We start from the raw sequence: 19,325 nt of genomic DNA on the forward strand, positions 1-19,325 counted from the left end.
CCTGGAAGTCGGTGCGGCCCAAGTACTCCAGTTCGCCGTCCGCGGTCCAGGAGACCAGGTCGCCGGTGCGGTACATGCGCTCGGCCTCGCCGAACGGGTTCGCGATGAACCGCTCGGTGGTGAGATCCGGGCGGGCCACATAGCCGTGGGCCAGCTGCGCACCGGCCAGATACAGCTCGCCGGGCACGCCGACCGGAACGGGCCGCAGCCGCGAATCCAGCACGTACACCTGGGTGTTGAACACCGGCGCGCCGATCGGCACCGAGCTGGTGTCCGCCTCGGTCACCTCGTGGAAGGTGACGTCGACCGCGGCCTCGGTGGGGCCGTACAGGTTGTGCAGCCGGGCGCCGGTCAGCGCGCGCAACCGCTGCGCGGTGACTGCGGGCAGCGCCTCACCGGAGGCGAAAACGTTACGCAGACTGCCGCATTCGGCCGCCCGCTCCTCGGCGACGAACACCGAGAGCATCGACGGCACGAAGTGCACCGTGGTGACGCGCTCCTCGATGATCAGGCGCGCCAGGTAGGCGGGGTCGCGGTGGCCGTCCGGCTTGGCGACCACCAGGCGGGCGCCGACCTGCAAGGGCCAGAAGAACTCCCACACCGACACGTCGAAGGTGGCCGGTGTCTTCTGCAGCACCACGTCGTAGGCCGCGAGGCCGTACTCCGCGTGCATCCAGACCAGGCGGTTGACGATGGCCGCGTGCGAGACCGCGACACCCTTCGGGCGGCCGGTCGAGCCCGAGGTGAAGATCACGTAGGCGGTGTTGGCCGGGCGCAGCGGCTTGTGCCGGTCCGCGTCGGTCAGCGGCGCGTCGGAGAACTCGGACAGGTCGAGCTGATCGATGCGCACCTGGCGCGAGCCCGTCGACTCCAGGTCGGAACCGGAGGTCAGCACGCACACCGGGCGCGCGGTCTCCAGGATGTAGTCGGTGCGCTCGGCCGGGTGATCCGGGTCGAGCGGCACGTAGGCGCCGCCCGCCGCGTTCACCGCGTACATGCCGACGACCAGATCGATCGAGCGCCGCATGCCCAGCGCCACATACGATTCCGGGCCGACGCCGTTCTTCTTGAGCCAGCGCGCCAGGCGGTGCACCCGGCCGGCGAACTCGGCGTAGGACAGACTTGTCCCCTCGAAGGTCACCGCGTGCGCGTCGGGCGTGCGCGCGACCTGTGCTTCGAACAGCGAGACCAGGGTCGCGGCGGCGTCGCCGACCGGCGAGGTCAGGGCCGCGTCCACCGGGAATTCGGTGTCGTTCCACTGCTCGACGACCAGCGCACGTTCGGCCGGGTCCAGCAGTTCGATATCGCCCACGGCCGCCGTCGGTGCGGCGGCGACACCGCCGAGCACGCGCAGGAAGCGCTCGGCGAAGGTGTTCGCGAAGGCGACGTCGAAAAGGTCGGTGGCGTAGAGCAGTTCGGCGTCCATCGCCGCTTCGGTGCCCTGCACCTCGCTCAGCGTGAGCTGCAGGTCGAACTTCGCGGTCGGCTGGTCGATGCCGAGCTCGGACACCGTCAGGCCCGGCAGCTCGAGCGACGCGCGGCCCAGGTTCTGGAACGAGAGCATCACCTGGAACAACGGATGCCGCGCCTGCGAACGAGCCGGGTTGAGCACCTCGACCAGCCGCTCGAACGGCACGTCGGCGTGCGCGAAGGCTTGCAGGTCGCGCTCACGGACCTGCGCGAGCAGGTCGGCGAACGACGCGTCGGTGTCGACCTCAGCCCGCAACACCAGGGTGTTGACGAACATGCCGACCAGGTCGTCGAGGGCCTGCTCGCCACGACCCGCCACCGGGATGCCGATGGCGATGTCGTCGGAGCCGCTGAGCCGGGCGAGCAGTGCCGCGAAGGCGCTGTGCACCACCATGAACAGCGTGGTGCCGTGCGCGTGCGCGACCCGGTTCAGCTCGTCGATCAGCTCGCCGGGCACCCGGAAGCGGTGTGTCGCAGCCTGATACGACGCGACGGCGGGCCGGGGACGCCCGGCCAGGCGCAGCTCGTCGGGCAGGCCGGCGAGCGCGGTGCGCCAGTAGTCGAGCTGCTCGGAGATCAGCGAGGGCGGATCGTCCTCGGAGCCGAGCGTCTGCCGCTGCCACAGCGCGAAATCCACGTACTGGACCGCGAGCGGCGGCCAGCCCGGCTCGACGGCCGAGGTGCGCGCCACGTAGGCGGTCATCAGGTCGCGAACCAGCGGGCGCATCGAGAAGCCGTCCGCCGCGATGTGGTGCACCACGACCACCAGGACATAATCCTGGTCGCCGAGCTGGTAGGCGCGCAGCCGCACCGGCGGCTCGGCCGTCACGTCGAAGCCACGCTCGACGAATTCGTACATGGCGCCGAGCAACTGGCCCTCGGCGACCGGGAAGACCTCCAGGTCGGGAATCGCCCTGGTGGCGGGCAGCACCCGCTGGTAGGCGAGGCCGTCCTGGGACGGGTAGACGGTGCGCAGCGATTCGTGCCGCGCGACCACGTCGGCGACCGCGCCACGCAGCGCGTCCAGATCCAGCGCACCCTCCAGCCGCACCGCGGCCGGAATGTTGTTGGCGGCGGAGTCGGCGTCGAAGCGGTTGAGGAACCACATCCGCTGCTGCGCCAGCGAGAGCGGCGGGTGCTCGGGGCGCACCTGTGCCGTCAGCGCCTGGCGCGCACCGGTGCCCGCCCGCGACTCGACCCGGGCGGCCAGCGCGGCCACCGTCGGCGCCTCGAACAGCGCCCGCACACCGACCTCGGTGTCCAGCGCCGCGCTCAGCCGCGCCACCACCTGGGTGGCGACCAGCGAGTTGCCGCCGAGCTCGAAGAAGTCGTCGTCCACGCCGACGCGCGGCAGCCCGAGCAGCTCGGCGAAGACCTCCGCGACGATCTCCTCGATCGGGGTGGCGGGCGCACGGAAACGCTTGGCCTCGAACACCGGAGCGGGCAGCGCCTTGCGATCGAGCTTGCCGCTGGCGTTGACCGGGAAGGAGTCGAGCACGACCAGCGCGGCCGGAATCATGTAGCCGGGCAGCGATTCGGCCAAGGCGGCCTTGACCGCGTCCGGGTCGATCACCGAATCCGATTCGGCGACAACGTAACCCACCAGCTGATCGCCGGCGTGCGGGTCGGTGCGCACCACGACGACCGACTGCGCGACACCGGGCTGCGCGAGCAGCGCGGCCTCGATCTCGCCGAGCTCGATCCGCAGACCGCGCAGCTTCACCTGGAAGTCGGTGCGGCCCAAGTACTCCAGCTCGCCGTCGACCGTCCAGGTAACGAGGTCACCGGTGCGGTACATCCGCGCGCCAGGGGCGCCGTACGGATTGGCGACGAAACGATCCGAGGTCAGGTCCGCCCGGCCGAGATAGCCGACGGCCAGCTGATCGCCCGCGAGATAGAGCTCACCCGCGACACCCGGTGCGACGGGGTGCAACCTGGCATCGAGCACGAAGACGCGCGTATTCCACACCGGCCTGCCGATCGGCACCGAGACCGTATCCGCGTCCGTCGCTTCGTGATACGTGACGTCGACGGCGGCCTCGGTCGGGCCGTACAGGTTGTGCAGCCTGGCGCCGGTCAGCTCGCGCAGCCGCTGCGCGGTCTGCGCGGGCAGCGCCTCACCGGAGGCGAACACCTGCCGCAGCCGCGAGGACGGGTAGCCGTCCGCGTCGCCGGACTCGGTGCCGAGGGTGGAGACGAACACCGACAGCATCGACGGCACGAAGTGCGCCGTGGTGATGCCCTGCTCGGCGATGAGCTGGGCGAGATACACCGGGTCGCGATGGCCGTCCGGCTTCGCGACGACCAGGCGGGCGCCGGTCTGCAAGGGCCAGAAGAACTCCCACACCGACACGTCGAAGGTGGCGGGCGTCTTCTGCAGCACGGCGTCGGCGGGCCCGATCGGGTACTCGTGCTGCATCCACAGCAGCCGGTTGACGATCGCGGCATGGCTGACCGCCACGCCCTTCGGTCGCCCGGTCGACCCCGAGGTGAAGATGACGTAGGCGGTGTTGTCCGGCCGAAGTGGCCGGGTGCGTTCGGCATCGGTGATCGGCGCACCGCTGGAGGCGGCCATGCCCGGCACGCCCTCGATGCCCTCGATCGCGATGACCGAGACCTCACGCTGCAGGTCGATGCCGAACCCGTCGGCGGACCGGTACAGGATCATCCGCGGGCGCGCGGTGTCCACGATGTGGTTGATCCGGTCGGCGGGCTGATCCGGGTCCAGCGGCACGTAGGCCGCACCCGTCTGCAGCACCGCGTACATCGCGATGACCAGCTCGTTGGAGCGGCGGATCGACAGGGCGACAAGCGATTCCGGTCCGACACCGGCCTTGATCAGCTGCCTGGCGATGCGGTTGGCCCGCACCTGCAGTTCCCGGTAGGTGAGCCGTTCCTCGTCGAAGACCAGCGCCACCGCGTCCGGCGTGGCCGCGGCCTGCGCGTCGAACAGCGAGACCAGCGTCTCGGCGGGTACCGGATGCGCGGTGTCGTTCCAGTCGACCAGCACCTGCGCCTGCTCTTCGGGCGCGAGCAGATCGATGTCGCCGATCGGCACCGTCGGGTCGGCGGTGACCGCGGCGAGCACGCGGTCCAGTCGCCGCGCGAAGGCGGCCACGGTGTCCGGGTCGAAAAGGTCTTCGGCGTAGGAGAATTCGGCCGACATACCGGCCGCGTCGCCCAGCTCGTCCTGGGTCTCCTGCAAAGTCAGCTGCAGGTCGAACTTAGCCAGGCGCGCGTCGTAGTCGACGCCGTTGACCGAGAGGCCCGGCAGTTCCAGGCTGGCCTGCCTGGTGTTCTGGAAGGTCAGCATCACCTGGAACAGCGGATGCCGCGCCTGCGAGCGCGCCGGGTTGAGCACCTCGACCAGCCGCTCGAACGGCACGTCCGCGTGCGCGAAGGCGTGCAGATCCTTCTCCCTGGCCTGCGCGAGCAGGTCCGCGAAGCTGGCCGCGCCGTCGACGTCGGTGCGCAGCACGAGCGTATTGACGAACATGCCGATCAGGTCGTCCAGCGCGGCCTCACCGCGCCCGGCCACCGGGGTGCCGATGGCGATATCGGCGGTGCCGCTGGCGCGGGCCAGCAGCACGGCCAGCGCGCTGTGCATCACCATGAACAGCGAGGCGTTGTGCCTGCGGCCCAGATCGACCAGCGCGCGCTGGGTCTCCCCGGAGATGACGAACGGGTAGGTACCGCCGCGATAGGACGCGGCGGCGGGCCGCGGCCGATCCGAGGGCAGCACCAATTCGTCGGGCAGATCGGCGAGTTCGCGGGTCCAGTACCGAATCTGGTTGGAGATCAGCGAACTCGGGTCGTCCTCGGAGCCGAGCACCTCGCGCTGCCACAGCGCGTAGTCCGCGTACTGGACGGGCAGCGCCGACCAGGCCGGCGCCTCCCACGAGGTGCGCGCGGCGTAGGCCACCATCACGTCGCGGGCCAGCGGGCCCATCGACCAGCCGTCGGCGGAGATGTGGTGCACCACCATGCCGAGCACGTACTCGGTCTCGCTGATCTCGAAAAGCCTTGCGTGCAACGGCACTTCGTTGGTCACGTCGAACGCCATCGAGGCGAGCTGGACCAGGTGGTCGATCAGGTTGTGCTCGGTCACCGGCACCGGCGTCAGGTCGGGCACGATCTGCGCCGCGTCCAGCACCACCTGCACCGGGCCGGTCTTGGTCTCCGGGAACACGGTGCGCAGCGACTCGTGCCGGTCGATCACGTCGATGACCGCGACCTGCAGCGCGGCCACGTCGAGATCGCCGGAGAGCCGGATGGCGACCGGGATGTTGTTGACCGCCGAGGCGGTGTCGAACCGGTTGAGGAACCACATGCGCTGCTGGGCGAGCGACAGCGGCACCTCCTCGGGGCGGTTGCGGGCCACCAGCGCCTTGCGCGCGCCGTCACCGGCGTGCGACTCGACCCGGGCCGCGAGCGCGGCCACGGTGGACGCCTCGAACAGCATGCGCACCGGCACCCGGGTGTCCAACGCGATACCGAGGCGCGAGGCGACCTGGGTCGCGATCAGCGAGTTGCCGCCGAGCTCGAAGAAGTCGTCGTCGACGCCGACTCGATTGATGCCGAGCACCTCGCCGAAGATCTGCGCGACGATCTCCTCGATCGGCGTTGTCGGCGCCCGGAATTCGCGCACCTCGAACACCGGCGCGGGCAGCGCCTTGCGGTCCAGCTTGCCGCTCGGGTTGAGCGGGAACGCCTCCAGCACCACGATCGCCGACGGCACCATGTAGGCGGGCAGCGTGCGATGCAGCGCGTTCTTGATGTTGTCGATGTCGACCGGGCCCGCCGGGGTGACCACGTAGGCGACGAGCTGATCGCCCGCGACGGTGTCCATGACGAGCACGACCGCCTGGGTGACGGCCGGGTGGTCGAGCAGCGCGGCCTCGATCTCGCCGAGCTCGATGCGCTGGCCGCGGAACTTCACCTGGAAGTCGGTGCGGCCGATGTATTCCAGCACGCCCGCGGCGCCGACCTCGGGATCGCGCGGCTCGACCCAGCGCACCAGGTCACCGGTGCGGTAGAGCCGGGCGCCGGGCGCGCCGAACGGATCGGCGACGAAGCGTTCCGCGCTCAGGTCGGGGCGGCCGTGGTAGCCGCGGGCGGTCTGCACGCCGCCCAGGTACAGCTCGCCGGGCACACCGACCGGGACCGGGGCCAGGCCCGCGTCGAGCACGTAGGCCTGTGCGTTCCACACCGGGCGGCCGATCGGCACCGAGCTGGGGGCCACCTCGTTGAGGTGCCAGGCGGTGGCGTGCACGGTGAACTCGGTCGGGCCGTACAGGTTGTGCATCGCGGCGGTGGAGAACTGCCGGAACGCGGTGACGGTGGCGGGCGGCAGCGCCTCACCGGCGACCAGAACCGCACGCAGCGAGGCACATTCGGCGGTCGACGCGGCACCGGCGAACACCGAGAGCATCGACGGCACGAACGAGGTCATGGTGACGTGGTGGCGGCCGATGATCTCCGACAGGTACATCGGATCGCGGTGCCCGTCGGGTGCGGCGATGAGCATGCGGGCGCCGACGGCCAAGGTGCCGAACAGTTCCCACACCGACACGTCGAAGGTGACGGGGGTCTTCTGCAGGATCACATCGGCGGGGCCGATGCGGTATTCGCTGGTGATCCAGGCGATCTGGTTGAGCACGCTGGCGTGGCTGACCGCCACACCCTTGGGCCGGCCGGTGGAGCCGGAGGTGTAGAGCACGTAGGCGGTGTTCGCGGGGCGCAGCGGCCCGCGCCGCTCGGCGTCGGTGACCGGCTCGTCGCCGAACTCGCTCAAATCCAAAGTGTCGAGGGCGAGTACCGGGCAGTCGGCCGACTTGACGTGATCGGACAGGGTGGTCAGCACGCACACCGGCGTGGAGTTGGCCAGCACGTACTCGGTGCGCTCGGCGGGGTGATCGGGGTCGATCGGCACGTAGCCGCCGCCCGCGGTCATGGTGGCGTAGATGGCGATCAGCATGTCCACCGAGCGGCGGATACCGACGGCCACCAAGGTTTCCGGGCCGACGCCCTCGGCGATCAGCTTGCGCGCCAGGCGATTCACCCGAGCCGCGAACTCGGCATAGCTCAGCTGTACCTGCGGGCCGAACTCGCCTGCGCTGCGGGTGCCGCCGTCGAACAGCACGGCGATGTCGTCGGGCCGTTGCCGGACCTGTTCCTGGAACAGGTCGAGAACGGTCGCCGCGGGCAGTTCGTGCGCGGTCTGGTTCCAGCCGGTGAGCACCGTGGTGCGCTCAGCGTCGTCGAGGATGTCGATGTCGCGCACCGCAACCTGCGGTGTGCTGACGGCGGCTTCGAGCACGCGCAGGTAGCGGCGGCCGAACTCGGCGACGGTGGCGGCGTCGAACAGGTCGGTGGCGAAGGAGACCACGGTCGCCATGCCCGCCGGTTCGCCTTGGGCGCCACGTTCTTCGGTGACGGTCCACTGCAGGTCGAACTTGGCGATGTCGACGTCGAGTTCGTCGGCGGTGACCGAGAGCCCGGGTAATTCCAGTGTCGCGTGCGACATTTCCTGGAACGAGAGCATCACCTGGAACAGCGGATGCCTGGCTTGGGAGCGGGTCGGGTTGAGCACCTCGACCAGGCGCTCGAACGGCACGTCGGCGAACGCGAACGCGGCGAGGTCGGTTTCCCTGGTGCGCGCGAGGAATTCGGTGAACGGCTCGCTGCCGTCGACCTCCGAGCGCAGCACCAGCGTATTGACGAACATGCCGATCAGGTCGTCGAGGGCCTGCTCGCCACGCCCGGCGACCGGGGTGCCGATGGCGATGTCGTCGGTGCCGGACAGGCGAGCCAGCAGCACGGCCAGCGAGGCGTGCATGACCATGAACAGGCTGACGCCCTGGGCGCGGGCCAAGGCCGAAAGCCGCTGGTGCAGTTCGGCATCGATGTCGAAGCTGACCCGGCCGCCGCTGAAGCTCTGCACCGGCGGGCGCGGGCGGTCGGTGGGCAGGTCGAGCTGATCGGGCAGCCCGGCCAATGACCTGCGCCAGTAGGCGATTTCGCGGGCCGCCATCGAACCTGGATCGGATTCGGCGCCGAGCAGCTCGCGCTGCCAGACGCTGAAGTCCTGGTACTGCACCGGCAGCGGCGCCCAGCTCGGCGCCTGCCCCGCGGCGCGCGCGAGGTAGGCGGCGGCCACATCGCGGGCCAGCGGCCCGAACGAGAAGCCGTCCGCGGCAATGTGATGCACCACGAACGCGACCGCGTAGTCGGCGACACCGTTGTCCCGGCCGCCGGTCACCGCGTAGACCCGCACCCGGATCGGCAGCTCGCGGGAGACGTCGAACCCGGTGGACGCGAACGCGGTGAGCACACCTTGCAGTTCGGCCTCGGCGATCGGCTCGACCGTGATGCCCAGATCCACCTGGTCCATCGGCAGCACCTGCTGGTAGCCGCCGTCACCGGACTCGGGGAAGATCGTGCGCAGCGATTGCTGGCGTGCGACCACGTCGGTCAGCGCGGCCTGCAACGCGTCCAGATCGACCTGGCCGCGCAACCGCACCACGAACGGCAGGTTGTAGGCGGGCACCGTCGAGTCGAACTGGTTGATGAACCACATCCGCTGCTGCGACAGCGACAGCGGCACCCGCTCTGGCAGCTGCTGGGCCACCAGCGGCGGCTTGGCACCCTCGGTGGCGGTGGCGTTTTCGGCGCGGGCGGCGATCCCGGCCACGGTCGGCGACTCGAACAGCGCCCGCACCCCGATCTGGGTACCGAACGCCACGCCGATCCGCGAGACCACCTGGGTCGCGACCAGCGAGTTGCCGCCGAGGTCGAAGAAGTTGTCATCGATGCCGATGCGGTCCTGGCTCAGCACGTCGGCGAAGATGCCCGCCACGATCTGCTCGGCCTGGGTACGCGGCGCGCGGAAGCTGGTCTCGTCCACGCTGAACACCGGCTCCGGCAACGCTTTACGGTCCAGCTTGCCGGAGGTGTTGAGTGGGAAGGCGTCCAGCACCATGACCGAGGCGGGCACCATGTAGCTCGGCAGCTTCTCGGCCGCGAACCTGGTCAGCTCCGTCGGATCGACCGAATGCCCCGGCGCCGCAACCACATACGCCACCAACTGCTGACCGGTGGCGGTATCCATCACCAGCACCACGGCCTGGCTGACCGCCGGATGAGCCAGCAGATCGGTCTCGATCTCACCGAGCTCGATGCGCTGACCACGGAACTTCACCTGGAAGTCGGTGCGGCCGATGTATTCCAGCGTGCCCGCGTCGTTCCAGCGCACCAGGTCACCGGTGCGGTACATGCGTTCGCCGTTGGCGGACAACGGGTTCGCGACGAAACGATCCGCGCTCAGATCCGGGCGGCCGCGATACCCGCGGGCCAGCTGACGCCCGCCCAGGTAGAGCTCACCCGGTGCGCCGATGGCCGCCGGGCGCAGCCGCGAATCCAGCACGTAGACCGAGACATTCCACTCCGGGATGCCGATCGGCACGGTGACCGTGTCGGCGGCGGTCGCCTCCCAGTAGGTCACCGAGACCGCGGCTTCGGTGGGGCCGTACAGGTTATGCAAGCCGGCCGAGGTGATCGCGCGGAAACCGGCGGCGGTCTCCGGGGGCAGTGCCTCGCCGATCACGAAAACGGCACGCAGCGTCGCACATTGCGCCGGGGTCGCGTGCGCGACGAACACCGTCAGCATCGACGGCACGAAGTCGGTCACGGTGACCCCGTGCCGCTCGATCATGTCCGCGACGTAGAGAGGGTCGCGATGGCCGTCCGGCGCGGCGATGACCAGCTTCGCGCCGACCAGCAACGGCAGGAAGTAACCCCACAGCGACACATCGAACGTGGTCGCGGTCTTCTGCAGGTACACGTCCTCGGCGGTCAGCCGGTACTCGTCGAGCATCCACAGCTGCTGGTTGACGATCGCGTGATGGGTGACCGCAACGCCCTTGGGGCGACCGGTCGAACCCGAGGTGTAGATGACGTAGGCGGTGTTGTCCGGGCGCAGCGGCGCGAGCCGATCCGCGTCGGTCACCGGCGCTGCGGAGTACCCCGACACATCCAGGGTGTCGAGCCGCACCTGCCGCACCGACTCCGGCAGTTCCAGCTCATCCGCCGAGAGCGTCAGCACACAGACCGGTGCCGCGCTGTCGAGGATGTAGGCGGTGCGATCGGCCGGATGATCCGGATCGATCGGCACATACGCGCCACCGGCCTTCAGCACCGCGTGCATGCCGACGACCAGCTCCAACGACCGCCGCATACCCAGCGCGACCAGCGATTCCGGGCCGACACCGTCGGCGATCAGGTACCTGGCCAGCCGGTTGACCCGCGCGTCGAACTCGGCGTAGGTCAGCGTCGCGCCCTCGAAGTCGAGAGCGATGTTGTTCGGCGCCAACGGCATCTGCGCATCGAGCAGCGCGGACAACGTGGTGACCGGCACGTCCTCGGCCGAGTCGTTCCACTCCAGCAGCGAACGCTCCCGCTCGGCCGCGGTGGTGAGGTCCAGCGCCCAGATCGCGGCGTCCTGCTCGGCCGCGAGGAACCGGTCGAAGAACTCCAGGAAACGCGAATGATGGCGCCGCGCTTCGTCTTCGGTGTAGAGATTCGGGTTGGTCTCGAAGTCGATGTGCGAGCGGGTGCCCGCGACCGACTGATAGAAGTTGACGCCGAGGTCCTCGATGCTGCCGGTGGACAGCACGTGCAGCTGACCGACCATCGGGCCCATCACCAGCTCGTCGTGGAACAGCATGATGTTGACCCACGGACCGAAGAACTCGGTGGTCACCACACCGTCACCGGCCGCGTCCCGGCGGATGTCCTCGTGCCGGTACCGCTGATGCCGCAGCGCACCGGACACCGCCACCGTCACCTGCTGGAGCAGTTCCCCGACGGTCGTACCGTGCCCGACGTGCAACCGCAGCGGCACGATGTTCGACGAGACACCACCAGAGCGGCGCATCGCCGCGGTAGTACGCGCGGTCACCGGCAGACTCAGGATGACGTCCTCGACGCCGTTCCACTGCGCCAGATAACCAGCGAACGCGGCCAGCAGCAGCCCGGCCGGCGACGAATCATGGCGCCGCACAGCCGCATCGAGCAGCGCGTTCTGCTCGTCGGACAGCGCGGCGCTGGCGATGCCGTTGATCGCGGCGGGCGGGGCGGACCGGCCGGTCAGGCTGGTGCCCTCCTCCAGCCCGGCGACCCGCTCGGCCCAGTACTCCTTGTCGGTGCCGAAGCGCTTGCTCTCGCGGTAGGCGATCTCCTGCTCATAGAGCGTGTGCAGATCGGTCGCCTTGGACGCGGCCGGCTCGGTGCCGTTGACGTAGGCGGTGTAGAGCTCGGCGATCCGGTTCAGGTTGGTCATGGCGCCGAAGCCGTCGAGCGCGATGTGATGCGCCCGCGAGTACCAGTACCAGTGGTCGTCGGCCAGTTGCAGCGCCGCGATCATGATCAGCCGGTCGGTGGTCAGATCCATCGGGCGGCTGTACTCGGCGCGCATCCACGCCATCGCGGCCGCGGCCGGATCGGCCTCGTCACGCAGGTCTACATAGGTGACGTCGTCGTAGTCGGCGATGCCGTGATCGATGAACTGCAACGGCTCGCCGTCGCGTTCGATGATGCGCAGGAAGCCCGAACCGAGCTCGTGCGAGGTGTCGATGCTCGCCTGTTTCAGGATCTCGACATCCAGCACACCGTGCAGGTCTACGTACTGCGCGATGTTGACCGGCACCTGCGGGTCGACATGCTGCGCGTACCAGATGCCCAGCTGTGCAGGAGACAGCGGGAAGTAGTCCGAACCAGCGTGCGCCCGTTCGCCACCAGCTTCGCCGTTTCCGCCGAAATCCAGCCGGTCCAACCGTAACCTCGCTTCCGGAACACCACGCAAGCGCTCCCCGACGACACCCGGACAGGACGCTCACCTATCCCAGCGTGGCGCCCGCGTCTCGGGGTTCAATTCTCATAATCAATCAGGCAAAAAAGCTCATTGGCACTATCTGTCCGCCAGGGTGACCTTGTTACATAGGCGCGACCGCGCCCACTACCCGCCGACCGGCGATGCCGGGAACCTCGCTACAGATCACCGAACCAATCTACCGTCGTCGGCGGCACCGAACCAACCAACCTCGATAGCCGACGGACATCATCACAGGCAGTAGAGGTGTCAGTAATTTGCGGTCCTCATGTTGCAGACCTCACATCCTGCGCGACGCGCTGCGCCGGAGATGCGGCGGGTCACCGATCGCGCACGCGCGCCGGGTCGGAGAGGTGGGATTGCGCACACGACACCGGGTCTGCCAGCGCCCGGCCGACCAGGATGACCGCGGCCTGACGCAGCCCGGCGGCCTCGACCTGATCGGCGATGTCGGCGAGGGTGCCGCGCAGGATCAGCTGGTCGGGCTGGCTGGCGCGGTACACGACGGCGACCGGGCAGTCCGGGCCGTAGTCGGCGACGAGCTCGGCGGCCAGCGTGCGGATGCGGGTGATCGCCAGGTGCAGCACGAGGGTGGCGCCGGTCGCCGCGAAATTGACCAGCGCCTCGGTGTCCGGCATCGCGGTCGAGCGGGCCTGGGTGCGGGTCAGTACGACCGACTGCACCACCTCGGGGACGGTGAGTTCGGTGCCGAGCAGTGCGGCCGCGGCGGCGTAGGCGGGCACGCCGGGAGTGACGTCCCAGGCGATGCCGTGCGCGTCCAGCCTGCGGGTCTGTTCGGTGAGCGCGGAGTAGAGCGACGGGTCACCCGAACACAGCCGGGCCACGTCTTTGCCGGATTCGGTGGCGCGCACCAGGTGTTCGGTGATCTGGTCGAGGTCGAGGTGCTGGGTATCGATCAGTTCGGCGCCGGGGGCGCAGTGCCCGAGCACCTCGGGGTCGAGGTAGGTGCCCGCGTACAGGCACACCGGCGACTTTTGCAGCAGGGCGACCGCGCGCAGGGTCAGCAGATCGGCCGCACCCGGCCCGGCCCCGATGAAGTGCACGGTCATGCGGGTGAGTGTATTCAGCGCGGGATGCGTCAGCCCGTCGTGTCGAAGTGCGCGATCACCTTGGTCGGCCGCAGACGGACGACGAGTTCGCCGGGCACGCCGTTGCGCTTGCCGAATTCCTCGGCCCGGTCGGCGCCCATGTAGCGGCCGCCGATCTCGGTGGCGGTGCGCAGCAGTTCTTCGGGGTCCTCGGACAGGGTCACGGTGCCCTGCACCTGCACCGAGGGGTACGGCATCGCCTCGACATCGACGATCACCGCGATGCGGCCGTCGCGCGCGAACGCCCTGCCCTTGGCGGTGTCCTTGCCGGTGTTGAACACCAACTCTTCACCGTCGAGCACGAACCAGACGGGCGTCACCATCGGGCGGCCGTCGGCGGCGACGAACGCCACCTTGCCCGTCCGCGTGCCTGCGGAGAGGAACTCGCGCACCTGGGGATCCGAGAGGGAAGCCATTGCTTCACCCTAGGGGCAGGCGGAGGGTTGGACGGCGCACCGGCGGGCGCATGTCGCGAGGGCTTGCCATGCGTTACGGCCAGCGCGACGGCAGATCGGCGGCGCGGTCGTACTCGCCGCACACAGCACCGGCGGCATATCTCAGATCGCACCTTGTTCGCGGGCGCGGGCGACGGCCGAGGTGCGGGAGCGGACACCGAGTTTCGCGTAGATGTGCACCAGGTGGGACTTGACGGTGGTTTCGCTGAGGAACAGTTCCTTGGCGATCTCCCGGTTGGCGCGGCCGTCGGCGACCAGCCGGAGCACCTCGATCTCGCGGGAGCTCAGGGTGGTGTCGGCGCGGCGCACCCGGGTCATCAGTTTCGAGGCGACCGCGGGCGACAGCACGCTCTCCCCCGCGGCCGCCGCGCGGACGGCGGCGAGCAGTTCGGTGGGTGGAGTGTCCTTCAGGATGTAGCCGCAGGCGCCGGCTTCGATGGCGCCGAGGATGTCGGCGTCGGTGTCGTAGTTGGTGACCACCAAGACATTCGGCGGCTGCGGCAGCGCGCGCAGCTCGGCGGTGGCGTCCGCGCCGGAGCGGCCCGGGCCGAAGCTCAGGTCCATCAGCACCAGATCCACCGGGGTGGTCGCGCAGAACGCGACGGCCGCCTCGCCGGTGGGCACATCGCCGACAACCGTGATGTCGTCGCCGCCGTCGAGCAGTGCGCGCAGGCCCGCGCGCACGATGGCGTGGTCGTCGGCCAGCAGCAGGCGGATCATGCGTGCTCTCCCGGTCGGGCCGAATCCGGTTCGGGTGCGGCGGGTTCGAGGGGGAAGGAGACGGTGACCGCGGTGTGGCCCGGTTCCGACTCCACCGCCATGGTGCCGCCCTGTTGCTCGACGCGCGACCGCATGGCGGCCAGACCGAACGAGCCGGACGGTGGATGCGCGAGGACGTCAGGGGCGATACCCACTCCGTCGTCCACCACGTCGAGCAGGACCTCGGCGTCGGCGTAGGTCAGCGTCAATCGCATGCGGGCGGCCTCGGCGTGCTGCACCACATTCGAGACCGCGCCCTGCGCGATGCGTACCAATGCGGCCTCTACCGGCATCGGCAGTCGCTCGGGTGTGCCTTCGACCACCAGTTGAGTGGCGAGCGTGGAAGTGTTGGCGCGCAGGCAGATTCGTTCCAATGCCTGAGCCAGTGACTGACCGTCCAGCGCGGCCGGGGCCAATTCCGCGATGAGCCTGCGGGTTTCGGCGAGGTTCTCCGCAGCGGTCTCCCTGGCCAACTGAATCCGTTGCAGCGCGGGGTGATCCGGTGCCGATTGCTCCGCGGCGTGCAGCAGCAGTTGAATGCTGCTCAACCCCTGGGCCACGGTGTCGTGGATCTCCTTGGCCAAGCGTTCACGCTCGGACAGCTTGCCCGCCGTTCGTTCCTGATCCGCGAGTATCGCTCGGGTACTGAGCAATTCATCGATCAGCCGCTGTCGTTCGGCGGACTCGCGGAACAGCGCCTGGTAGCCGAGGCCGATGCCGACGGCGACCGCCGCGCCGAGAATCGGGCCGATCGCGCCCGCTACCGACCAGCCCCGGTGCGCCCCGAACCCCACAACCGCGATGACCGTGGCAGCCGCCACGGCGAGCAGGCTCCATGGACGCGGGAGTAGATGCAGGTAAAGGAAGAACAGCCCGAAGGCCAGGTAACCGGCGTCGGGAGCGAGCAGGACCAGGCCGAGCCACCATCCGGTCAGGGCGATCAACCAGATTGCGATGCCGCCGCGGCGTGTGCTCAGTAGGTGGCCCGCGAAGTACGTCAGCAGGAAACCCGCCGTCAACGCCACCACCGGGATCGGATGCGGCGCCCCTGGCAGCAGCGCCCGCACGGCGATCACCACCGCCAACGCCGTCACCAGCACATGCAGTCCGAGCCGCAGCGCGGTGAAGACGGGGGTGAGCGGTGACGAGTGCACCTTGCCAGCTTATGTGCGGCAACCGGACGGGCATCCATCGAAAGGTGTAAAACGCCACCCACCGTTCGATGGTGCGCCTTTCCTTCCCGCGCGCGATGGCCGCAGGCCCGCCACGCGGAACAGTGAAGGCATGTTCGTAGCACTGCGAGACCTGCGCGCCGCCCGCGGCCGCTTCCTGCTCATCACGCTGGTCGTCACCCTGGTGGCGCTGCTCGTGAGTTTCCTGAGCGGGCTCACGGCGGGGCTCGCGCACCAGAACATCTCCGCCGTCGAATCACTGCCCGGCGATACCGTCGTCTTCGCCGACACCGGTGCCGCGCCGTCCTTCGACGCCTCCTCGCTCACTGCGGAGCAAATCGCCTCGTGGCAAGCCGCGGCCGGCCCGAGCGGCACCGTCGACCCGATCGGCATCAGCCACGGCAAGGTCGATCCGAGCGGACGAGCGTCGGTGCAGGTCGCGTTCTTCGGTACCACCGGAACAGCTTTCGGCAACCGATCGGCAACCGAGAACGGCACCGTGGTGCTCAGCACCGGCGCCGCCAAGGATCTCGGTGCGGGCGCGGGCGATTCCGTGACTATCGGTGGCCGCGCTTTCACCGTGGCCGGGGTGCACGGGGACGACTGGTACAGCCACACACCGGTGGTGTGGACGACCCTGTCCGATTGGCAGGCGATGAGCCCACGCTCGGGCGCGGCCACCGTGCTCGCAGTGTCCGGCGTCGCAGACCAGGCGGCAGTGAACGCCACCGCACACACCCAGACCACCAGCTCGTCCGGCGCACTCTCCGCCCTCAGCGCCTACGAAGCCGAGAACGGCTCACTGACCCTGATGACAGTGCTGCTCTTCGCCATCTCAGCCCTGGTGATCGGCGCATTCTTCACCGTCTGGACCGTCCAGCGCATGCCCGACATCGCCACCCTCAAAGCCCTCGGCGCCACCTCCGGCTCCCTGGTCCGCGACGCCCTCGCCCAAGCCGCGATCGTCTTGACCGCCGGCGTCGCCGCCGGACTCGGCATCACCACTGCGGCAGCCGCTTTCATGGGCGACGCCCTCCCCTTCGTACTGAGCCCCGCAACCACCCTGCTGCCCGCGCTGGCACTGATCGTGCTCGGCCTACTCGGCGCCGCCTTCGCCCTCCGCTTCCTCTTCACCACCGACCCACTGACCGCCCTGGGCGCGGGCCGCTGACCATAAGCACTGAGCCACTGGAGTTTCCGAGATGACAACCACCACCACCCGCACCACCACCGCCCTCGACATCACCGACGTAACCCTCACCTACCCCGACGGCACCAGCCGCCTCACCGCCCTGGACCGAGTGAGCCTGCACGTCACCGGCGGCTCCGTAGCCGCCATCACCGGCCCCTCCGGCTCCGGCAAATCCAGCCTCCTCGCCACCGCCGCCACCCTCATCCGCCCCGACTCCGGCCACATCACCCTGCAAACCCCCACCGGCACCACCGATCTCGCCACCCTCACCCGCCGCGAAGCCGCCACCCTCCGCCGCTCGTCCATCGGCATCGTCTTCCAACAACCAAACCTAATCCCCGCCCTGACCGCCCTAGAACAACTAGAGGTAATGACCCACCTCGGTCAACGCACCTTTACCTCCGCGAAGCAGCGCCGCGAAACCCACACCAAGGCAACAGAACTACTCGAATCAGTCGGTCTAGCCGACCAGCACTCCAAACGCCCCGCCCAACTCTCCGGCGGCCAACGCCAACGCGTCAACATCGCCCGAGCCCTGATGAACAACCCATCCCTACTGGTAATCGACGAACCACCCAGCGCCCTCGACACCGAAAGAGGCGCCGCCATAATCGATCTCATCCTCACCGTAGCCCGCAACCACCACGCCGCCACCCTCCTGGTAACCCACGACCAAACCCACCTCCACCGCATGAACGCCGTCTACCAAATGGTCGACGGCCACCTCACCCAAACCACCCCCGCAACCTCATAGATTCCAGACGCGAATCACCAAAACTGCAACGTTCCAATGTAATTCGTTCCAAGCCAGGCGTGATGACCACTCATTTCCCTGTCTCTGGCTACTGCTATTTTCCGTTCATGCCCAGCCCATTTCTCGAGATATTCATCGACCTGTTCCGGCGACGCCCTCAGCTGGCCGCCGAGCTACTAACAACCGTGCTGGACAACGAAGTACCCCAACCAGCCAACGCTTGCTTGGAGGCCCCCTTGCGGAACCGAGTCCACAAATTCCACGCTCCCTTCTCGCGCTTCTTCTACGCCTGGGGACAAACCGATGCGCTACTGGTCACCCTCGAATCGAGAGGCCTACTCGCCTCGTCCGAAAGTCGGGCGCTGGCAAAGGCCTGCACATCCCTCTGCCATCTCGACATCGACTATCTCGATATGTTCCTCCGCCGTGCTGCCAGCGCCGCCTCCGTAGAAGAGGTTTTCGCCGGCCACCTACCTGATCAGGATCTATTTGCCGACGCCGAGTAGGGCGCTTCGCTCGCGGTGGACCTTGGCGCGGAGGGCGTCTACGAAGGCGGCTACTTCGGGGCGGCGGAGGGTTTCCGCCCGGGCTACGAGCCAGTAGGCGAGTTTGACGGAGACGGCTTCGGGGAGGACTCGGGTGAGGTCGGGGTGGCGGTCGGCCATGAAGCAGGGGAGCAGGCCGATGCCTGCGGCGGCTCGGGTGGCTTCTACGTGGACGAAAACGTTTGTCGAGGTTACTGATTCGCGCATGGTGGGGGCGAAGCTGGAGGCGAGGTCGAGGTCGTCGACTTGGAGCATGGAGTCGATGAAGTAGACGAGGGGGTGGTGGACGAGGTCTTCGACGCGGGCTGGGGAGCCGTGTTCGCGCAGATAGTCTCGGGCGGCGTAGAGGCCGAGGCAGTAGTCGGCTAGGCGGGTGGCGGTGGCGCGGTGGACTTGGGGTTCGCCGACGACTACCTCGAGGTCCAGGCCGGAGCGCTGGGTGGATGCGCGTCTGGTGGTTGCCACGATTTCGACGGTGATCTTGGGGTGTTGGCGTTGCACGTCGGCGGCGGCGGGGGCGGCGAGGTAGGCGCTGAAGCCGTCGGTTGCCGAGATGCGCACCACGCCTTCGAGAACTCGGCTGCCGTCGGCGTCGGCGGCCAGTGACTTGACGGCCGACTCGACGACCTCGGCTGCCGCCAACGCCTCCCGGCCGAGTTCGGTGAGCTCCCAGCCGCCGGCCGCTCGGGTCAGCACCCGGCCGCCGAGCGTGTGTTCCAGTGCGGCGATGCGCCGGGAGATGGTCGTGTGGTTGATGCCGAGTTCTTCGGCTGCGGATACGAAGCGCCCGGACCGGCCGACGGCCAGCAGAACCAGGAGGTCATCCGCGCTCGGCCGCCGGGCCGACCCAGATGACACATCCCTCATATCTGCATCATCGCAGATAGCTACTGCACAACTAGTCATTGCGGTCACACGCATCTGCACTAATACTTCGTTGCAGCCGAGATTTGTGGGGGCCATCACATCTCTATCGCGGTG

General features: G+C 68.8%; 9 protein-coding genes (1 of these 9 cut by a window edge). 3 read left to right on the plus strand and 6 right to left on the minus strand.

From position 1 onward, the window contains the following. From DBO33_RS38490 to DBO33_RS38510, 5 genes are all read right to left on the minus strand, one after another. Nucleotides 1-12,301 carry the start of a non-ribosomal peptide synthetase gene (locus DBO33_RS38490; RefSeq protein WP_107659411.1) on the minus strand. 31,292 nt of this gene lie to the left of the window's left edge, so the window shows 12,301 of its 43,593 coding nt (coding positions 1-12,301); it begins with the start codon at nt 12,299-12,301; its stop codon lies beyond the left edge, outside the window. Nucleotides 12,302-12,678: 377 nt separating this feature from the next. Continuing rightward, entirely contained in the window at nt 12,679-13,428 is a 750-nt protein-coding gene (gene cobM, locus DBO33_RS38495) for a precorrin-4 C(11)-methyltransferase (protein ID WP_107659412.1), read from the minus strand. A gap of 29 nt (nt 13,429-13,457) precedes the next feature. Further along, nucleotides 13,458-13,883, minus strand: coding sequence for a PPOX class F420-dependent oxidoreductase (locus DBO33_RS38500; RefSeq protein WP_107659413.1), 426 nt, complete (start codon nt 13,881-13,883; stop codon nt 13,458-13,460). Nucleotides 13,884-14,024: 141 nt separating this feature from the next. Further along, on the minus strand, nt 14,025-14,642 hold the full coding sequence (locus DBO33_RS38505) for a response regulator transcription factor (protein WP_107659414.1): 618 nt from the start codon (nt 14,640-14,642) through the stop codon (nt 14,025-14,027). Next, nucleotides 14,639-15,835, minus strand: coding sequence for a sensor histidine kinase (locus DBO33_RS38510; protein WP_107659415.1), 1,197 nt, complete (start codon nt 15,833-15,835; stop codon nt 14,639-14,641). The genes DBO33_RS38505 and DBO33_RS38510 overlap by 4 nt, the downstream gene beginning before the upstream one ends. A gap of 130 nt (nt 15,836-15,965) precedes the next feature. Here DBO33_RS38510 and DBO33_RS38515 point away from each other — a divergent pair, with 130 nt between their 5' ends. The 3 genes from DBO33_RS38515 (at nt 15,966) to DBO33_RS38525 (ending at nt 18,305) form a co-directional block, all read left to right on the plus strand. Further along, a complete protein-coding gene (locus tag DBO33_RS38515) occupies nt 15,966-17,024 on the plus strand; it encodes an ABC transporter permease (protein WP_107659416.1) in 1,059 nt (352 codons plus the stop codon). A gap of 31 nt (nt 17,025-17,055) precedes the next feature. After that, a complete protein-coding gene (locus DBO33_RS38520; RefSeq protein WP_107659417.1) occupies nt 17,056-17,799 on the plus strand; it encodes an ABC transporter ATP-binding protein in 744 nt (247 codons plus the stop codon). 62 nt (nt 17,800-17,861) lie between these two features. After that, nucleotides 17,862-18,305 carry a hypothetical protein gene (locus tag DBO33_RS38525; RefSeq protein WP_107659418.1) on the plus strand — a complete coding sequence of 148 codons (444 nt, stop codon included), beginning with the start codon at nt 17,862-17,864 and terminating at the stop codon, nt 18,303-18,305. On the opposite strand, the gene DBO33_RS38530 is transcribed toward DBO33_RS38525, so the two are convergent. Continuing rightward, complete coding sequence (locus tag DBO33_RS38530; RefSeq protein WP_199856887.1) at nt 18,285-19,211, minus strand: LysR family transcriptional regulator; 927 nt, start codon at nt 19,209-19,211, stop codon at nt 18,285-18,287. The two genes, DBO33_RS38525 and DBO33_RS38530, sit on opposite strands and share 21 nt — an antisense overlap. Between the last annotated feature and the right edge of the window lie 114 nt (nt 19,212-19,325).

Source organism: Nocardia suismassiliense (assembly GCF_900269665.1).
In the GTDB taxonomy this organism is placed as follows: domain Bacteria; phylum Actinomycetota; class Actinomycetes; order Mycobacteriales; family Mycobacteriaceae; genus Nocardia; species Nocardia suismassiliense.